The sequence below is a fragment of the Kitasatospora sp. NPDC023176 genome (assembly GCF_055560495.1).
Map to the genome: position 1 here is coordinate 100,895 of NZ_JBVHIP010000031.1, position 17,229 is coordinate 118,123.

The window sequence follows — 17,229 nt, forward strand, 5'->3', positions numbered from 1 at the left end:
GCGTCACATCCGCGTCCCTGCGGCGTCCATCAAACTCTGCTACCGATGATCTTGAAGCGGGAGCTTAAGCATCCTGGTCGGCGGCGCGCAGGGCGTTGGACTCCTCGGCGGCGGCGGTCTCGCGCAGGGCGTCCAGGACGGCGGCGATCTGCGGGACGCGCTGTTCGCCGCGGCGTACGGCCGCGAACACCCGGCGGCTGGGCGCGTCGGTGAACTCCCGCACCACCACGCCGTCGCGGGCCACCGGGCGGGCCAGGCGCGGGACCAGGCTGATGCCCAGGCCCGCGCGCACGGCGGCGAAGGTGGCCTCCCAGTCGCCGATGGCGTGGGTGGCCTGGGGCACGAAGCCGGCGGCCGCGCAGGCGGCCAGCGGGATCTCCTGGCACATCCCGACGGTGGCGAAGATCCAGGCCTCGTCGGCGAGGTCGGGCAGGCCCAGGGTGGGGGCGTCGATGAGGTGGTGGCCGGTGGGCAGGGCGACGTCGAAGATCTCGCGCATCAGCGGGACCTTGTCGAAGCGGGCGTCGTGGGCGGGGGCGTCGGGGGCCTCCACGGCGATGGCGACGTCCGTCTCGCCGCGGGAGAGGCGCTCGAAGCTGTCGGGCGGGTCGACCTCGGCCAGCGCGGTGCGCAGCCGGGGGTGGGTCTGCTTGAGCAGGCCGGCGGCGGGGAGGATCAGCGGGGCCAGGGTGGTGGCGAATCCGGCCACCGAGACCTGGCCGGCCTCGCCGTCGCGCTGGGCGGCGAGGTCGTCGAAGAGGCCCTCGATGGTGTCGAAGATGCGGGTGGTGTGCTGCAGGACGAGTCGGGCCTGGGCGGTCAGGCGCAGCCTTCGGCCCACCGGTTCGGTCAGTCGTACGCCCAAGTCCTTGCTGAGGGCGGCGAGTTGCTGGGAGATCGCGGAGGGGGTCAGATGCAGGGCGGCGGCGACGGCGCTGACCGTGCCGTGCTGTTCGAGTTCGGCGAGGAGCTGGAGTTTGCGCAGGTCCAGTTCGCTGGGGTGCCGCAGGCGTCCGGGGGCTGATTCCATGTCAGGGCACAACGTCCGGTGGTGGGGCCGCTGTTCCGTGCGGGGAGGGGGGTTGCCTGCCCGTACGGAACAGCGGCGGGGGTGCGGGGTCAGGCGACGGTGCCGGTGGCGAGGTCGACGACGTCGCGGGCGAGGGTCTCCAGGGCGGCGAGGTCCTGCTCCTCGCGGCGGCGGGTGCGGGCCTCGCCGGGCATGGTGGGGTCCAGGACGACGTTCTCGACGCCGAGGTCCGCCAGCAGGTTCAGGTCGGAGCGGATCTCCTGGGGGGTGCCGATGCCCATCACCCGCTCGCGGCCCAGCGGGCGGTCGGTGAGGCGCAGTTTGATCCGCGGGGCCAGGGCGGGCACCGGCAGGTCGAGTTCCTTGGCGGTGGCGCGCAGCGCCGGCAGGCCGATGTTGACCAGCCATTCGGCGGTGACGGAGGTGGGGTGCCAGGCGTCGCCGTAGCGCACCGCGCGGCGCAGCGCGCCGCGGCTGTGGCCGCCGACCCACACCGGCGGGCCGGCGGGCTGGACGGGCAGCGGGCCGGTGCTCAGGTCGGTGAAGGAGACGTAGCGGCCCTGGAAGGAGGCCCGCTCGCCCGCCCAACAGGCCTTGATGGCGGCGAGGTACTCGTCGCTGCGGGCGCCGCGCTGGTTGTACGGGACGCCGAGGGCGGCGAACTCCCCCGGCGCCCAGCCGGCCGCGACGCCCAGGGTGAAGCGGCCGCCGCTGAGCTGGTCGATGTTGGCGACGGTGCGGGCGACCAGGAGGGGGTGGCGGTAGGGCAGGATCGCCACGGTGGTGCCCAGGCCGATGCGGCTGGTGGTGCCGGCCAGCCAGGCCAGCACGGTGAACGGGTCGTAGAAGGGGGCGGCGAACAGCCGCTGGACCTCGGGGGTCAGGGCGACGTGGTCGGAGACCATCAGCTGGTGGTAGCCGAGCTCCTCCAGCCGGGCCGCCCAGCGGCTCATCCCCTGGGGGGTGGCCGATTCACCGTAGTTGGGAACGTTGACGCCGAACTTCACCGCGGCCTCCGGGAGATGGACTGGATGGGGTGGATCGTCTCCGCGCTCGTCTCCGGGCCGGCGGGGCGCAGCCGTAGCGCGGCCGTGTGGAGGAGCAGGGAGCCCAGTGCGCCGGCGGCTGCCAGGACCGGGAGCAGGCGGACGTCGGTGCCGGCGGCCAGGACGGCTCCGCCGGCGGCCGCGCCCACGGCGCCGCCGAGGTAGGTGGCGGAGCTGTTGAGGGCCAGGGCGCCGGCCCCGGCGCTGGGCCCGAAGCCCAGCAGGCGGTGCTGCTGGGGGACCACGAAGGCCCAGCCGGCCGCTCCCCACAGGAACAGCAGCGGCAGGGTGGCGGGGCCGGGTGCCGCGGCCAGGCACAGCAGGGTCAGGGCGAGGACGACCAGCAGGATCGCGGCCACCCGGCCGGGGCGCCCGACGCGGTCGAGCAGCGGGCCGATGCCGAAGCTGCCCACGACGCCGCCCAGGCCCCACAGCCACAGGCCGAGGGTGGGCGAGCCGGCGTGGTGGGCGTTCAGCAGGGGCACCAGGTAGGTGTACAGGCCCAGGCTGGCGATGGTCTGTCCGAAGGTGGCGGCGACGGCCAGGCCGACGCGGGCGTCGCGCAGTTGTTCCGCGCGGGCGCGCAGTCCGGGCATGGCGGCGCCGTCGACGGGGGGCAGCCACCGGGCGGTGCCGGCCCAGGCGACTGCGCCGAGGGCGGTGACCAGCCAGAACGCGACGCGCCAGCCGAGGTGTCCGGCGAGCAGGAGTCCGGCGGGCACGCCCAGGACGGTGCCGGAGCTGAGGCCGCCGAGCACGATGGCCAGGGCGCGGGCCCGGCGTTCGGGGCCGGCCAGGGCTGAGGCGGCGGTGGCGGCCACCGGCATGAAGACGCCCGCTCCGGCGCCGGCCACGCCGCGCAGCACCAGCAGGACGAGCGGGGAGGGCGCCAGGGCGCTGGCCGCGTTGGCGAGGGTGAAGACGCTCAGGGCGGCCAGCAGGACGGTGCGCACGTTCCAGCGGCCCAGTGCGGCTCCCAGCAGTGGCGCGAGGAGCGCGTAGCAGAGGGTGAAGGCCGTGACGAGCTGGCCGGTCTGCGCCATCGACCCGTGCAGGTCGTGGGAGATGTCGGGCAGCAGGCCGGCCGTCAGGTAGGCGTCCGTGCCGATGGACAGCGCTCCCAGGCCGAGTAGTAACGCGCGGAACACGCGACCTCCTTGGTTCGGTGCCGCCCGGCCGCCGCCGGTTCGTGCGGACCGGTGCCGGGCTTCGGTGATCAGCCTGTCCCAGCCGGGCCCGCGCAGCCGCACCGGGATGGGTCGGCGGTTCGGGATCCCGCACCGCCGGGCGGCCGGGCCGGCTCCCGGCGCCGGAAGCTGTCCTAGCTTCGAAACCGAAGGCAGTGGAGCTCGCTGTCGACGCCGCGCCCGACCGCGGACACACACTCGGCTACGGAAGGACCCGCAATGCTCGACCGCGCGCTCGCAGACTCGTGGTTCCCCTCGGGCCTGCCTGAGGTGCAGGAATGGGAGGAACGTTACCCGGAGCGTGGCCTCCCGACGGGGGCAGAGGTGACCCGCTTCGCCCCCAGCCCGACCGGTTCGCTCCACCTGGGCGGGCTCTATGTGGCCCTGCTGTCCAAGGAGTTGGCCCGGCAGACCTTCGGGACGTACCTGGTACGGGTGGAGGACACCGACACCGGCCGTGAGGTCGCCGGGGCGGCGCAGGCCTTCGCCGAGGCGTTCCGCTACTTCGACCTGGTGCCCGACGAGGCGGACTCCTCGGACGGGGCGCAGGGGGCCGGGGCCTGGGGGCCGTACCGGCAGTCCGAGCGGGAGGACGTGTACCTCAGCTACGTACGGGAGCTGGTGCGCCAGGGCCTGGCGTACCCGTGCTTCTGCTCGTCCGAGGTGCTGGCCGCCAACGCCGCCGGGCAGCAGCAGTCGCGCTCCCCGCTGGGCTACTACGGCAAGTGGGCGCGCTGCCGCGGGCTGGGCCCCGAGGAGGCGGACCGGCGGATCCGGGCCGGCGAGCCGTTCACGGTGCGCTTCCGCTGCCCGGTGGGGATCCCCGGCCGGGTGCGCTTCCAGGACCGGCTGCGCGGCTCGCTGACGATGCTGGACAACGGCAACGACGTCGTCATCCTCAAGTCGCCCCAGCAGGGCCGCAGTCTGCCGACCTACCACTTCGCGCACGTCGTCGACGACCACCTGATGCGGGTGACGCTGGTGGTGCGCGGCGAGGAGTGGATCTCCTCACTGCCGCTGCACCACCAGCTCCACAAGGCGCTGGGCTTCAAGCCCCCGCGGTACGCGCACATCGCGCCGCTGATGAAGGTGGAGGGCTCCAGCCGCCGCAAGCTCAGCAAGCGCAAGGACCCGGAGGCCGGCGTCGCGTACTACATGGCCGCGGGCTACCCGGCGGCGGCGGTGCGGCACTACCTGCGGGGGCTGGCCAACAGCCGGCTGGCCGACCTGCCGGTGGACAAGGCCGCCCAGCAGGCGCTCGCCCTGGACGAGGCCGGGCTGTCCGGCGCCATGGTGGACCTGGCCAAGCTGCGCTCGGTCAGCCGCGACCACATCGCCTCGCTGCCCTCCGAACGGTCCCTGGAGCTGCTGGAGTCCTGGGCCTGCGAGCACGACCCCGAGCTGGCCCGGGAGTTGAGTGCCAACCGGGTCCTCGCGCTGGGCGCACTGGAGCTGGCCGGGGCGGGCGGCGGACGCAAGGACCTGGCGTGCTGGAGCGAGTTCCGGGCCAAGTTCGGCTTCGCCTTCCCGGGGCTGCACACCCCGGTGACCCGCGCCGACGACGAGCGGTTCGCGCCGCTGGAGCCCGGCTGCGTCGCCGACCTCGCCGACGCGCTGCTGCGCGGGTACCGGCACGCAGGGCCCGACGAGCAGTGGCTGGACCGGCTGCGGTCGGTGGCCACCGACTACGGCTTCGCCACCGACTCCCGCTCCTACCGCGCCGCGCCGCAGGACTTCCGCGGCTCGCTCAAGGAGGTCGCCAACGTGCTGCGGGTCTGCCTGACCGGCTCGCGCAACAGCCCCGACCTGTACCGGGTGGCGCAACTCCTCGGCGAGGGCGAGGTCCTGAGTCGGCTGCAGGCGCTGCGCAGCGGCGCGGCGCTGCCGGAGCTGGTCTGACCGTGCCGGAACTGGTCTGACCATGCCGGACCGGACCCGGCGGCCGGGTCGGGCGCGCCGTTGTGGGCGGCGCGCCCGGCCCGGCCGCCGGGTCCCCGGGCCCAGGCCCGGTACTCCTGCCGGGAGGATTCAGCCACCCTCCCGGTACGGCGCCCGGGCCGCCCCGGTGCCGACCGGCTCGGCCGAGCGGTCCAGGGCCACCGCCAGCTGGGCCCGCCGGCTGATCGCGAGCTTGCGGTAGATCCGCGTGATGTGCTGCTCGACGGCACGCGGCGAGACGCCCAGCCGCGCGGCGATCTGACGATTCGTCAGACCGTCCAGGATCATCCGGGCCAGGCGCCGCTCATGGGCGCTGAGCGGCTCGGTGACGGGCTGGGGCCCGGCGGCCTCGCGCCCCGGTCCGGGGCGCAGCGCCCTGGCCGCCTCCAGGATGTTCTCCAGCTCCCGGATCCTGGTCCGCAGGATCAACCCCTGCTGGACGTAGGGGTCCTGGGCCAGGACGTGCTGCAGCGCCGCGCTGTCGGCGACCTGCAGCAGCAGGGTCTCCCCCGTGCCCTCGGTCCAGCTGCCGCCGTGCAGGAGGATCTCGAAGGCGGCCATCCGCCTCCAGTACAGGTGGTGCCTGGGCTCGGCGCGGCGCAGCAACTCCCCCGCGCGCAGCTCGCGTTCGATCAGGAACTTCACGGGCCCTTTGAGCGGGGCGGCGTCCGCCGGGGCCGGGTCGGCGGGGTCGGCCGGGTCGGCGGCCGGCTGCTCCGGCGGGTGCTGACGGGATCCGGTACTGCCGTTGATGGTGGTGAGTGCGTCAATCATGGCGTTGTCGTTTCCACCTCGAGCGCTGAGGGCGTAGGGAGGGGCCGAGCCGGTCACGCGGTACGGCCGCCGGCACGCTCGGCGTAACCGACGCGGATTGCGCTCTGCCGGACCGCGGGAATCCAGAGGCCGGATCGCCGTTCGTACACCGGGTTCTGGCCTCCCGGACCGGGATCACTCTGCCTTCCGGACGGGCCGTCACGCAAGCGCGGAATTCGCCCGGAACGGCAGCTGCGAAGGGCGGGTCCGGACCGTCCGGAATAGGCGAGGGAATGCACCCCCAGAGGTGGGGGGATCAGTTGCAGCGCCAAGTGGCCCGCCGTGCTCGGCGGGCCACTTGGCGCAGGTCACAGCCCCGGCCGGGCCGGTGGCACGGATGGCGGAAAGACCGTACGGGAGCGCGGCGGTGGCCGGTGTGCGGAACGTCACCGGCAATTCTTCCGCTCCGGCGGAATTCCGCCCGGCGGGGGGGCTGTCGGTCGTCCTTTGGTCAAGGGTGATGTGCGACTGATGAACCGAACCCATTTGCACGGCCGTTCGCCGGTGCGGCGGCGAACGGCCGTGCGGCCGGAGCGTGTTCAGGCACTCAGAGCGCCGGGGGCGGGCTTGGTGGTCTCCACCAGGCGGGCGAACTCGCGCCAGGCGGCGGCGCATTCGAGGGCGAGCTGGGATATCCGCTCGGCGCAGTGCGGGGGGACGCTGCGGACCAGCTGGTCGCGCTGGGCGGTGGGGGGCAGGCTGCTGGTGAGCATCCGCAGCAGGTGGCGGCCGCTCTCGTTGAGGCGCAGGGCGGGGTCGGTCATCAGGCGTTCCATGGTGCGGACCGGGTCCTGGGCGGCGGGCGACGCGGTGGTGGTGCGGCGGGCGACGCGGGGGCCCGCGGGTCCGGCGGGCTCACCGGGCCCACCGGGCTCGGCGGATTCGGCGGGCACGGGCACGGGCACGGGTTGCGGGGTGGCGGTGCGGCGGCCGGCGGGGAGGGGGTCCTCGCCGCGGCGCAGGCGGTCGCGGACGTCGCGGACGGTCCCGGGTGAGATGCCGGCCTCCTCGGCGATCGCGCGCAGGGAGGCCAGGGGGTTGGCGGCGATCAGCTCGCTGGCGCGCAGCCGGCCGCTGGTGCTGTCCAGGGGGCGGGTGCGGCCGTCGCGGCCGATCCGGGTCGCGACCGCCGGGATGGCGGCGGCGGTGTCGTGTCTCAGGGTGCGCACCGTCCGGGCGGACAGGCCGGTGACGGCGGCGACCATCCGGTCCGACCACCGGGGGTGGGTGGTGAGGATCCGTCCGGCCGCCGACAGCCGCTCCGCGCGGGACAGCGGCAGTCCGTGGCGGGTGTTGCTCTGCACCGCCAGGACGAAGGCGTCGTGCCGGGGCCCGTCGAAGTAGCGCACCGGGATGACGAGCGCGCCGTCGGCGGCGGCCGCGCGCAGCCGGTGCATGCCGTCGATCACCCGCATGCTCGGCCGGTGGACGATGATCGGCGGCAGCGCGGGGCCGACCTCGGCCAGCGTCCGTACGTGCTCCGGGTCCTCTCCCCCCTTCCGCGGGGAGTCCCCCGGCAGCAGCGCGGCCACCGGCACCGCCACCACTTCGGACAGCACCGGCACCCACTGCCCGGGTAACCGGAACGCGGGGCTCTCCTGGGCGCGGACGGCTGCGGTCTCAGGCTTCACGACGAGTCCTCCGACATGCGACACGGACCGAGGGGCATGCATCGCAGCGATCGTAGGAGATCTACATACCTTTGGGAAGGTATTTTAGCGGCCACATGGCATCGCTCCCGTGCCGAACGGCCATCGGCCTGCCGTTTCTGGCCGTATACCTTCGCCCAGGTATATTTTTGGACCGCGGAAGGACCTCCCAGGAGCAGGGCCGGTCAGTCCTCGTCAGCCCTCGTCAGCCCTCGTGAGGCCTCGTGAGGCCTCGTGAGGCCTCGTCAGGTCCTCGTGAGGCACTCGTCAGTCCTCGTCCCCGCCCTCGCCCTCGCCCTCGCCCTCGTCGGCCCGGGAGAGGGCGTCGGTGATCAGGCGGGTGGCGAACTCCTGGTCGTCGCCGCAGATCCGGTTGACGTACTCGGCGAGCAGGGTGGCGGTGGCCTCCAGGGGGTTCATCTCGGCGTCCGTCCACGGGCCGTACTGCGCGCGCCACAGGTTGGGGCTCAGGCCGCTGCCGGCGGCGACGAGCAGGCCGGCCATGGTGGGGATGACCTCGGGGCGGAAAGTCCTGGGCATCATCCGCATGGTGGCCACCAGGGTCGGCACCACGTACTCGATGACGTCCTTGCCGTGGTCCTCGCAGGCCGTCCGCAGCCAGTTCATGTACAGGTAGATGAGGGTGCAGGCGCCCTCCAGCAGGGCGCTGAAGTCGTCCGGGCCCATGGACGCGGCGAGGTGGTCGACCATCTTGCGGTGTTCGGGGTCGGTCCCGGTCCTGCCGTCGTAGAGGGCCTTGAGCCGGGAGTCGATCACCATGAGCGCCGCGCTCACATCGCCGGCGGGGGCGTACTGGGGGTCACAGGGCGAGGGCACGGGACTCCTCCTCCGGGGCGGGGCGCGCCGGGTGCGGCGACGGCGGGTTCCGTCGGCCGCTCCAGGAGAGCGGACCAGGGCCGGGCCGGGGGCCGGAACCACCCCCGCGTCACCCGGACGGGATCCCGGCGGCGGCCGGGCCGTTGACGAAACGGACTGTACGAACGGACGTGCGGGCCCTAGGGTTTCGCTCCGTCGTCCTGGTCCGCCCCTGGAGCCCCTGCCCGATGTCCTCGCCCGCCCTGTACCGCTCCGCGCGGACGGCCGCCACCGCCGCCACCGTCCTGCTCGCCGTCACCGGCGCCGCGGCGCTGTTCTCCTTCTACACCGACGTCCGGATGTTCGCGGCGGCCGACGACATCCTCACCCACTCCGTGCTGAGCGGCGACGCGTTCGGCGACGCGGACCGACTCGCCCGGGCCGCGAGCACGATCCACCTGGTGGCACAGGCGGGCTCGGTGGTCGCCTTCCTCGCCTGGTTCCACCAGGTGCGGGTGAACGCCGAGTTCCTCGCCCCGCACGGGCACCGCTACCGGCGGATGTGGGCGCTCGTCGGCTGGTTCGTCCCCGTCGCCAACTTCTGGCTCCCCCGGCAGATCACCGGCGACATCTGGCAGGCCGGCGCCCGCCCCGACGGGCTCGGGGTGCGCGAGCCGCTCCCCCATGCGCTGCTCAACTTCTGGTGGGTCACCTTCCTGGGGGCCGACCTGCTCGGTTGGCTGGGCAGCCGGTCCGACGAGCAGGCCTTCTACGCGGACGCCTACCGGGAGTCCGCCCTGTGGCTGGGCGCCTCCGACCTGCTGGAGCCGGTGGCCGCGGTCTTCGCCGTGCTGCTGGTGCGGCGGCTGACGGCCACCCAGGAGCGGCGCCTGGCCGAACTCCCGGCCGGGCCGGTGTCCGGGGTGCACGTCTCGACCGTCGAGGGCTGAGCCCGGCCCGGGACACCACGAAGGGCCCGCGGCGTCGCCGCGGGCCCTCGGCGTGCCGTCGCCGGGTCAGGGCTTGAGGGCGACGCCCGCGTAGAAGGAGACCTGGGCGTCGGTGACGTCGGCCGGCAGCAGCTCGGCGGTGCCCTCGGTGCCGTCGGGGTGCCAGCGGTGGGCGGGGACGATGCCCGGCTCCAGCAGGTCGAGGCCCTCGAAGAAGGTGGCGAACTCGGCCTCGGGGCGCAGCCGCAGGGAGGTGCCGGCCTGGTTGTAGATCTCCTGGACCTTGGTGGCACCGGGCGGGTCGAGTTCGGCGGTGGCGTGCGAGAGGACCAGGGCGGAGCCGGCCGGCAGCGGGTCCAGGAGGCACTTGACGATGGCGTGGGCGTCGTCGAGGTCCGGGACGAAGTGCAGCAGGGCGACCATCGACAGGACCACCGGCCGGGTCAGGTCGAGGGTCCGCGCGACCTGGGGGGTGGCCAGGATCGAGGCGGGGTCGCGGACGTCGCCGTGGACGTAGGCGGTGCGGCCCTGGGGGGTGCTGGTCATCAGGGCGCGGGAGTGGGCCAGCACGACGGGGTCGTTGTCGGCGTAGACCACCCGGGCGCGCGGTTCGACGGCCTGGGCGACCTCGTGGAGGTTGGGCGAGGTGGGGATGCCGGTGCCGATGTCCAGCCACTGGCGCAGGCCGCGGCGGGCCAGGGCGCGGGTGGCGCGGTGCATGAAGGTGCGGTTGGCCCGCACGGCGGTGCGCATGGTGGGAAAGACCGTCAGGACGCGCTCGGCGGCTTCGCGGTCGACGGCGAAGTTGTCCTTGCCGCCGAGGAAGTAGTCGTACATCCGGGCGCTGTGCGGGATGTCCTGGCGTATCGGTGGTGCCGCCGGCTCCGCGGGGTCGGGCTCGGTCGCGGTCATCCAGGTTCCCCCCATGATCATCCTTGTCCTTTCTTGATCACATCGGGCCGGGGCAGTCTAGCCAACTCGCCGGTGATGCGCGGGAAGTCGGCCCAAGGCCCCTGAGCCGGGGCTTCCGCGCGACTCGGCAGGTGCCCTTCCGTCTGCACGTCGGCGCGACTTCCGGCAGCAATGACACAACCTGCTACGTGTAGCCGCACCCGGCAACACGTAGATGCCCCTCCCCCTTTTCGGCGGTTTCCAGGGATCTGTGCCGGGGCCGGGCCGGGCCGACCGCCGGGGGTGCGGCTCGGCCGTACCGGGCAATTTCCGTCGCGTCCGGCGGCCGGTCGCGTGCGGGCGGCCCGGGGATGTGGCACTCAGAAGGGCGGCGGCCCCGCCGGGCGCGCCCCCTCCCCCAGTGACCGAACGGAGCCCCCATGCGCCGACGCCGCGGCGTCCTGCTGACCGCCGCCCTCCTGGCCCAGATCGCCGCCGGGCCCTCCCACGCCGCACCGGCCGCCCCCGCCGGGTGGGAGCCGGCCGGCCAGTGCGGGGTGGTGCGCAGCGGTGACGCGCCGCTGGGCGGGGCGGAGGTGACGCTGTACCAGGCCGGGGAGGGCGAGGGCGGGCGGCCGCGAGTGCTGGCCCGGGCCCGTAGCGCCGGGGACGGACGGTTCAGCCTGGACTACCGTCGGCCACGGGATCCGCGGGCGGTGCTGTACGTGCTGGCCGACCTCGGGGGCCCGCGGGGCGACCACGGCAGCGGCGGGCGTTCCGGGCCGGAGGGCGCGGGCGGGCCGGTGACGCTGGCCGCGGTGCTCAGCGGCGCCGCGGCCCCGCCCGAACTCGTCGTCAACGAGCGGACCACGGTGGCCGCGGCCTACGCCCTGGCCCGGTTCACCGGCCCGGCCGGCGTGGCCGGCTCCTCCCCCGGGCTGCCGAACGCGGCGGCCGTCGCGCACAACCTGGCCGACACCGGCACCGGCGGCGTCGCCCCGCTGCTCGCCGCGCCGCCCAACGGCGAACTCACCTCCACCATGGCCGAGTTCAACACCCTGGCCAATCTGCTGGCGTCCTGCGTCAGCGGCGACTCCTGCGACCGGCTGCTGGACCTGGCCCGCCGCCCGGGCCACCCGCGGCCGCGCGACACCCTGCTGGCCGCCGTGGACATCGCCCACGACCCGGGCCACAACGCCGCCGCCCTGTTCGCGCTGGCCGGCACCACCGCCCGCTACCGGCCCGCGCTGCCGACCGCCCCGGACGCCTGGACGGTGGCACTGCGCTACGAGGGCAACGGCCATGAGCTGGACGGCCCCGGCAACATCGCCTTCGATGCGGACGGCAACGCCTGGGTCAGCAACAACTACCGCTACGGCCCGGACCCGGCCGTCCCGGTGTGCGGCGGCGACGCGGTGCTGAAGTTCACCCCCACCGGGCAGGACGCCCCCGGCGCCCCCTACCGGGGCGGCGGCCTGTACGGCGCGGGCTTCGGCGTCACCGTGGATGCGAAGGACACTGCCTGGGTCGCCAACTTCGGTTTCCAGGGCCGTGGTTGCCCAGTCGACCCGGCCCCGCTGGAGCGCAGCGTCTCCCGGTTCGCCCCGGACGGCGCCCCGTTGTCCCCGCCGCGGGGCTGGCGCGGTGCCGGGATCGTGCAGCCGCAGGGCATGGCGGCCGACCGTTCCGGCACGGTGTGGGTGGCCAACTGCGGCTCGGACAGCGTGGCCCGGATCCCGGACGGCGACGCGGCCTCGGCCCGGGAGATCGCCACGCCGGGGCTGCACAAGCCCTTCGGCGCGGCCGTGGACCCGGCCGGGCGGCTGTGGGTGAGCGGCAACGGCAGTGACAGCGTCCAGGTCGTGGGCCCCGACGGGGCGCTGGAGCGGACCGTCACCGGGGCGGGCCTGCGCCGGCCGCTGGGGCTGGCCACCGACAGCCGGGGCAACGCCTGGGTGAGCAACAGCGGCATCCTGCCGGTGCCCTGCGGTGACAGCACCGCCGGCGACCTGGCGGACGCGCTGGCCGGCGAGGACGGTCCACGTCCGGGGACATCGGTGACCATGATCGGGGCGGACGGGACGCCGGCCCCCGAACCCTTCACCAACGGCGGCCTGTTCCTGCCCTGGGGCGTGGCCGTCGACGGGGACGACACCGTGTGGGTGGCCAACTTCGGCGGCCACCGGGTCGCCCGGCTGTGTGGCGTGAACCCGGCCGCCTGCCCGCCCGGGACGCGCACCGGTGAGCCGATCTCGCCGCCCGGCACCGGGTACACGAGCGACGGGCTGGAGCGCAACACCGGTGTCCAGATCGACCCTTCGGGCAACGTCTGGCTGGTCAACAACTGGCGCACCGTGCCGGTCCAGGCCAATCCCGGCGGACACGAGCTGGTGGTGCTGGTGGGCGCGGCGGCGCCGGTGACCACGCCGAGGCTCGGCGGGGGCGGCCGGCCCTGACCTGCCGCCGTGGGCGGACGGAGCGGGCGGACGGAGCGGGCGGACAACCGCCGTGGGCGGGCGGACGGCCGTCGGGGCGACTACCCGCCGGTACGCAGCGGCGGCAGCGGCCCGCCGGGAACACTGCGCCGATTCGGCGCACCACCGCGCAGGAGACCCCGGGAGCCGTCCATGCCGCCGTCCGCCCGCCGCGTCCCCCCGGCCGCCGCGCCGCCGCCCGCCCGCCGCGCGGCGCTGCGCCGCCTGGGCGAGTGGTGCGCACGCCACGCGGTTGTCGTCATCGTGCTGTGGATCGTCGCCCTGGCCGGCATCCAGGCCGCCAACCGGACGGTCGGCGGCACCTACTCGGACGACTTCTCGCTGCCCGAAACCCAGGCGCAGCAGGGCCGGGACGTGCTGCAGGCGCACGAGCCGGCCGCCGCGGGCACCAGTTCCCAGGTGGTGCTGCACGACGCCGGGCAGCTGGCCGGCTTCCAGCCGCAGATCGCCCAGGCCGTCGCCTCGCTCCAGCGGCTGCCGCACGTGATCAGCGCGCAGAGTCCGCTGCCGCCGGCCGGTCAGGCCGCCCCGCCCGGCGGGCCGCTGGCCCCCGACGGGCTGACCGGGTACATCACCGTCCGCTTCGACACGATGCCCGCACTGCTGGGCCACGACTACCTGGCCGGGGTGGACGCCGCGGTCGCGCCGCTGCGCCAGGCCGGGGTGCAGGTGGAGTACGGCGGGCCGCTGGGTGAGCTGGCCCGGCCGCCGGCGGACGACCGGTCCAGCGAGGTGATCGGCTTCGCGGTGGCGGTGGTGGTGCTGCTGGTGGGGTTCGGCAGCGCGATCGCGGCCGGGCTGCCGCTGCTGACGGCGCTGGTCGCGGCGGTGGTGGGGCTCGGGGCGCTGGGGCTGGTCGCGGCGCTGTCGACGTTCGCCACCGTCGCGCCGACCCTGGCGACGATGATCGGCATCGGGGTCGGCATCGACTACGCGCTGTTCCTGCTCACCCGGCACCGGCAGAACCTGATGGACGGGGTGGACCCGGTGGCCTCGGCCGGGCAGGCGGTGGCCACCAGCGGGCGCGCGGTGCTGGTCTCCGGCTGCACGGTGATCATCGCGCTGTCCGGGCTGTCGGTGTCGGGCATCTCCTTCATCGCCAAGCTGGGGGCCACGGCGGCGGTCACCGTGGTGTCGGCGGTGCTCGGCGCACTGACCCTGCTGCCGGCGCTGATGGGGCTGATCGGCCCCCGGATGGACCGGTTCGCGGTGCGCCGCCCGATTGCCGAGGCCGGGGGCGACGGGGAGCGCGGCGGCAGCTGGCACCGCTACGCCCGGCGGGTGGAGGCGAACCCCTGGCGGTACCTGGTCGCCGGGGTGGTGACACTCGGGGTGCTGTCGATCCCGCTGTTCTCGATCCAGCTGGGCCACATCAGCGACGGCGCCGACCCGACGAGCTTCACCGACCGGCGCGCCTACGACCTGGTGTCCGAGGCCTTCGGCCCGGGGGCGAACGCGCCGCTGACCGTGGTCGTCGACCAGAGCGCCGTGCCCGCCGGATCGCGGGCGGGCGTGCAGGGCGCGGTGCAGCAGGCCCTCACCGGCCTGCCCGGCGCCGCGAGCACCACCCCGCTGCAGACCAGTCCGGACGGCGCGGTGCTGTTTTCCACCGTCGTCCCGGCGGGCGCCCCGCAGGACCGGGCCACCACCGACCTGGTCAACCACCTGTCGGACACCGTGCTGCCGGACGCGGTGGCCGGCACCGGCGCGAAGACGTACGTGACCGGCAACACCGCGGCCCAGGTCGACTTCCTGAACATCGTCTCCAGCCGGCTGGTCCTGATCATCGCGGTGGTGGTCGCGCTGGCCTTCCTGGTCATCCTGGTGGTCTTCCGCGGCCTGCTGGTCGCCGTCAAGGCGGCGGTGCTCAACCTGCTGTCGATCGCGGCCTCGTACGGGGTGGTGGTGGCGGTCTTCCAGTGGGGCTGGGGCGGGCCGGCGCTCGGGGTGGCGGGGAAGGTCCCGATCGAGAGCTATGTGCCGATGATGATGTTCGCGATCGTCTTCGGGCTGAGCATGGACTACGAGATCTTCCTGCTCTCGCGCGTCCACGAGTTCTGGCTGCGCACCGGGCGCAGCCAGGACGCCGTGGCGCACGCGCTGGAGATCACCGCCCGGGTGATCACCTGTGCGGCGCTGATCATGGTCAGCGTGTTCGCCGCGTTCATCGTCAGCGACAACGTGGTGATCAAGATGATGGGCCTGGGGCTGGCGGTCAGCGTGCTGGTGGACGCCACGGTGGTGCGGCTGCTGCTGGTGCCGGCGGTGATGACGCTGCTCGGCCCGGCGGCCTGGTGGACGCCGCGCTTCCTGGACAAGGTCCTGCCGCACATCGACACCGAGGGCGTGGACGAGCGGCCGTCGGGGGCGAACTCGGCGAAGAGGTAGACCTCCATGCGGACGGTGGAGCCGTCGGTCTTGGTGATCGTCATGGTGTGGCGGTCGGCGCAGCGGTCGCCGTCGGAGAGTTCGTCGTGGACTTCGACCGAGCCGCCGGCCACGACCGTGCGCAGGTGGGCGATGCGGGCCAGGCCCGGGGTGAGGAGCAGGTCGGTCAGGGCGGTGGTGATGTCGGTGTGGCGCACGGGGTTCCTCCGGAGGACCGAATCGGAATGCGCGCCTTAAGCACTCATCTAATGCGACAGGAAAAGCGTGCCCGGTGCACGCTAATCTGAGGGGGTGACGAATCCGACCGGACACGAGATCGCCGAGGCCCTGGGACTGCTGCTGCGGCGCAGCACCCGCACCGGGCTCCACGCCCAGCTGACCGACGGCCTGGGGGCAGCCGTCGACGAACTCACCTACCCCGTCCTCAGCGGCCTGGCCCGCACCGGCGCGTGCAGCGCCGCCGACCTCGGCCGCGAGATCGGACTGGACCGCACCACCGTGACCCGCCGCGCCGACCGGCTGGAGGAGGCCGGCCTGCTGCGCCGCGAGGCCGACCCCGGCGACCGGCGCGCCACCCTGCTCGTCCTCACCGGCCCCGGACAGGACGCGGTACGGGCCACCCGGGACCGCCTGGCGGCCCGCATCGAGGACTCCCTCGCCTCCTGGCCGGCGGCCGACGCCGAGGTCTTCGCCCGGCTGCTGCGCACCTTCGTCGACGAGGGGCCGTTCCAGGCCTGAGACCCGGGCCCGAGGCTCCCTCGACAGCACTCGACCAGGTGGGTCACGGCGGGCGCCCGGCCGTTTCCCGGCGCCGCCGACCGGTGATCCCTTGCCGCCGGGGCGGCGGCCCTCAGCCGCCGCCCTCGCGTCGTCCGACCACCGATCGCCGAGTCGCCCGTCCGGAGGCCCCGTCATGTCACCGCGCTCCCGCCGTTGCCCGCAGGGGCGGCGCGGAGTACGGCGACCGGGCGCTGCGGACCCGGCTGCAGGAGCTGGTCGAGCGCCCGGACGGCCCGCCCGGGGCCATCGCGGTGCTGCGCGAGGACGGGCGCACCCGGGTGCTGTGGGCCGGGGTCGCGCAGGCCGGCACCGACCGCCCGCCCCTGGCCGGCGACCACATGCGCCTGGCCAGCGCCGCGAAGGCGTTCAGGCGTGGGCACCCCGGACGGGCGGCGCAGCCTGACCGTCTCCGTCACCACGCAGGTCAACCAGGCCGGCAACCCCGGCCTGCGGGCCGTCGAGGAGGACTTCGTCTGCGCTCTGCTGGCCCGGTAGGGCCCGTGACCAGGGGCGGGGCGGGCATCGGCTACGGTCGACGGTCCGGCCGTCCGTGCCGGGGACGTGCAGCAGAGCGGGAGGGGCGCAGAGTGGCCGCGGCAGCGGGAAGCGTGTTCCGGGGGGAGGGTGTGCCCGCGCAGGAGCGGTTCGACTGCTGGCGGGAGCTGATCGGGCGCACCCGGGCCAGCGAGATGACCAGCGTCCACGCCGATGACTTCCGGGCGGAGATGCGGCGCCTGGAGCTGGGGCCGGTGACCCTCCTGCGGTCCTCGTTCCCGCCGACCCGGTTCCTGCGCACCGCCGCCATGGTGCGGCGCACCGACCCGGAGGTGTACCACCTGACGATGCCGCTCGCCGGCGGGCTGGCGCTCACCCGCGGCGCCGGGGAGCACACCCGCACCTTCGGGCGGGGCGATCTGTACCTGGCCGACAGCTCGCACCCGTACGAGGTGCGGGCCCTCGGGGCGCCCGCCGCCGGCCGCGGGGAGCAGCGGACCGAGGCCGTGGGCATCGACTTCCCGGTGTCGCTGCTGCCGCTGCCGCCGCACCGGCTGCGGGACCTGCTGGGCCGGGGGTTCTCGGTGCGGGAGGGCACCTGCGCGCTGTTGGCGCAGTTCCTGGTCGGGCTGGACCGGCAGGCCGCCGCCCTGGGCCCGGCCGCGGCGGACCGGCTGGGCGCGGTCGCGGTCGACCTGGTGGCCGCCTGGGTGGCCGGGGAGCTGGACGCCGAGACCGAGCTGCCGGACGA

Annotated in this window: 13 protein-coding genes and 2 pseudogenes; 7 read left to right on the forward strand and 8 right to left on the reverse strand. The window is 74.7% G+C overall.

Annotated features, from left to right (window positions below; genetic code table 11):
* Positions 1-64: 64 nt before the first annotated feature.
* The 3 genes from ACZ3YL_RS32545 to ACZ3YL_RS32555 all read right to left on the reverse strand — a co-directional run bounded on the left by ACZ3YL_RS32545 (position 65) and on the right by ACZ3YL_RS32555 (position 3,224).
* On the reverse strand, positions 65-1,030 hold the full coding sequence (locus tag ACZ3YL_RS32545; RefSeq protein WP_223243255.1) for a LysR family transcriptional regulator: 966 nt from the start codon (positions 1,028-1,030) through the stop codon (positions 65-67).
* Positions 1,031-1,119: 89 nt separating this feature from the next.
* The gene (locus ACZ3YL_RS32550; RefSeq protein WP_188308710.1) at positions 1,120-2,037 is read right to left on the reverse strand and encodes a TIGR03619 family F420-dependent LLM class oxidoreductase; all 918 of its coding nucleotides are present in this window, start codon (positions 2,035-2,037) and stop codon (positions 1,120-1,122) included.
* Positions 2,034-3,224, reverse strand: coding sequence for an MFS transporter (locus ACZ3YL_RS32555; protein ID WP_188308711.1), 1,191 nt, complete (start codon positions 3,222-3,224; stop codon positions 2,034-2,036). The genes ACZ3YL_RS32550 and ACZ3YL_RS32555 overlap by 4 nt, the downstream gene beginning before the upstream one ends.
* A 363-nt stretch (positions 3,225-3,587) precedes the next feature.
* Between ACZ3YL_RS32555 and ACZ3YL_RS32560 the strand changes: the two genes are divergently transcribed.
* The gene (locus ACZ3YL_RS32560) at positions 3,588-5,162 is read left to right on the forward strand and encodes a glutamate--tRNA ligase (RefSeq protein ID WP_317621405.1); all 1,575 of its coding nucleotides are present in this window, start codon (positions 3,588-3,590) and stop codon (positions 5,160-5,162) included.
* A 129-nt stretch (positions 5,163-5,291) separates the two neighbouring features.
* Here the strand turns inward: ACZ3YL_RS32560 and ACZ3YL_RS32565 are convergent, their stop codons facing one another.
* The 3 genes from ACZ3YL_RS32565 to ACZ3YL_RS32575 form a co-directional block, all read right to left on the reverse strand.
* A complete protein-coding gene (locus ACZ3YL_RS32565) occupies positions 5,292-5,975 on the reverse strand; it encodes a helix-turn-helix transcriptional regulator (protein ID WP_223243256.1) in 684 nt (227 codons plus the stop codon).
* A 578-nt stretch (positions 5,976-6,553) separates the two neighbouring features.
* Entirely contained in the window at positions 6,554-7,645 is a 1,092-nt protein-coding gene (locus ACZ3YL_RS32570) for a ParB/RepB/Spo0J family partition protein (protein WP_465660852.1), read from the reverse strand.
* Between the two features lie 285 nt (positions 7,646-7,930).
* A complete protein-coding gene (locus tag ACZ3YL_RS32575; protein WP_465660854.1) occupies positions 7,931-8,500 on the reverse strand; it encodes a hypothetical protein in 570 nt (189 codons plus the stop codon).
* Positions 8,501-8,727: 227 nt separating this feature from the next.
* On the opposite strand from ACZ3YL_RS32575, the gene ACZ3YL_RS32580 reads away from it, so the two are divergent.
* Positions 8,728-9,429, forward strand: coding sequence for a DUF4328 domain-containing protein (locus ACZ3YL_RS32580; RefSeq protein ID WP_465660856.1), 702 nt, complete (start codon positions 8,728-8,730; stop codon positions 9,427-9,429).
* Positions 9,430-9,495: 66 nt separating this feature from the next.
* Here the strand turns inward: ACZ3YL_RS32580 and ACZ3YL_RS32585 are convergent, their stop codons facing one another.
* Positions 9,496-10,341, reverse strand: coding sequence for an SAM-dependent methyltransferase (locus ACZ3YL_RS32585; RefSeq protein ID WP_465660858.1), 846 nt, complete (start codon positions 10,339-10,341; stop codon positions 9,496-9,498).
* A gap of 419 nt (positions 10,342-10,760) precedes the next feature.
* On the opposite strand from ACZ3YL_RS32585, the gene ACZ3YL_RS32590 reads away from it, so the two are divergent.
* Both ACZ3YL_RS32590 and ACZ3YL_RS32595 read left to right on the forward strand, forming a co-directional pair.
* The gene (locus ACZ3YL_RS32590; RefSeq protein WP_465660860.1) at positions 10,761-12,776 is read left to right on the forward strand and encodes an NHL repeat-containing protein; all 2,016 of its coding nucleotides are present in this window, start codon (positions 10,761-10,763) and stop codon (positions 12,774-12,776) included.
* A 171-nt stretch (positions 12,777-12,947) separates the two neighbouring features.
* Positions 12,948-15,203, forward strand: coding sequence for an MMPL family transporter (locus ACZ3YL_RS32595; protein WP_465660862.1), 2,256 nt, complete (start codon positions 12,948-12,950; stop codon positions 15,201-15,203).
* On the opposite strand, the pseudogene ACZ3YL_RS32600 reads toward ACZ3YL_RS32595, so the two are convergent.
* Positions 15,170-15,400 (reverse strand): annotated as a pseudogene (locus ACZ3YL_RS32600) (nuclear transport factor 2 family protein); the annotation flags it as partial. The gene ACZ3YL_RS32595 and the pseudogene ACZ3YL_RS32600 sit on opposite strands and share 34 nt — an antisense overlap.
* Positions 15,401-15,494: 94 nt before the next feature.
* On the opposite strand from ACZ3YL_RS32600, the gene ACZ3YL_RS32605 reads away from it, so the two are divergent.
* The 3 genes and pseudogenes from ACZ3YL_RS32605 to ACZ3YL_RS32615 all read left to right on the forward strand — a co-directional run.
* Entirely contained in the window at positions 15,495-15,941 is a 447-nt protein-coding gene (locus ACZ3YL_RS32605; RefSeq protein ID WP_188306514.1) for a MarR family winged helix-turn-helix transcriptional regulator, read from the forward strand.
* A gap of 420 nt (positions 15,942-16,361) precedes the next feature.
* A pseudogene (locus ACZ3YL_RS32610) lies at positions 16,362-16,478 on the forward strand (peptidase S12); the annotation flags it as partial.
* Positions 16,479-16,609: 131 nt separating this feature from the next.
* The coding region (locus tag ACZ3YL_RS32615) for an AraC-like ligand-binding domain-containing protein (RefSeq protein ID WP_465660864.1) at positions 16,610-17,229 on the forward strand (620 nt) is incomplete at its 3' end.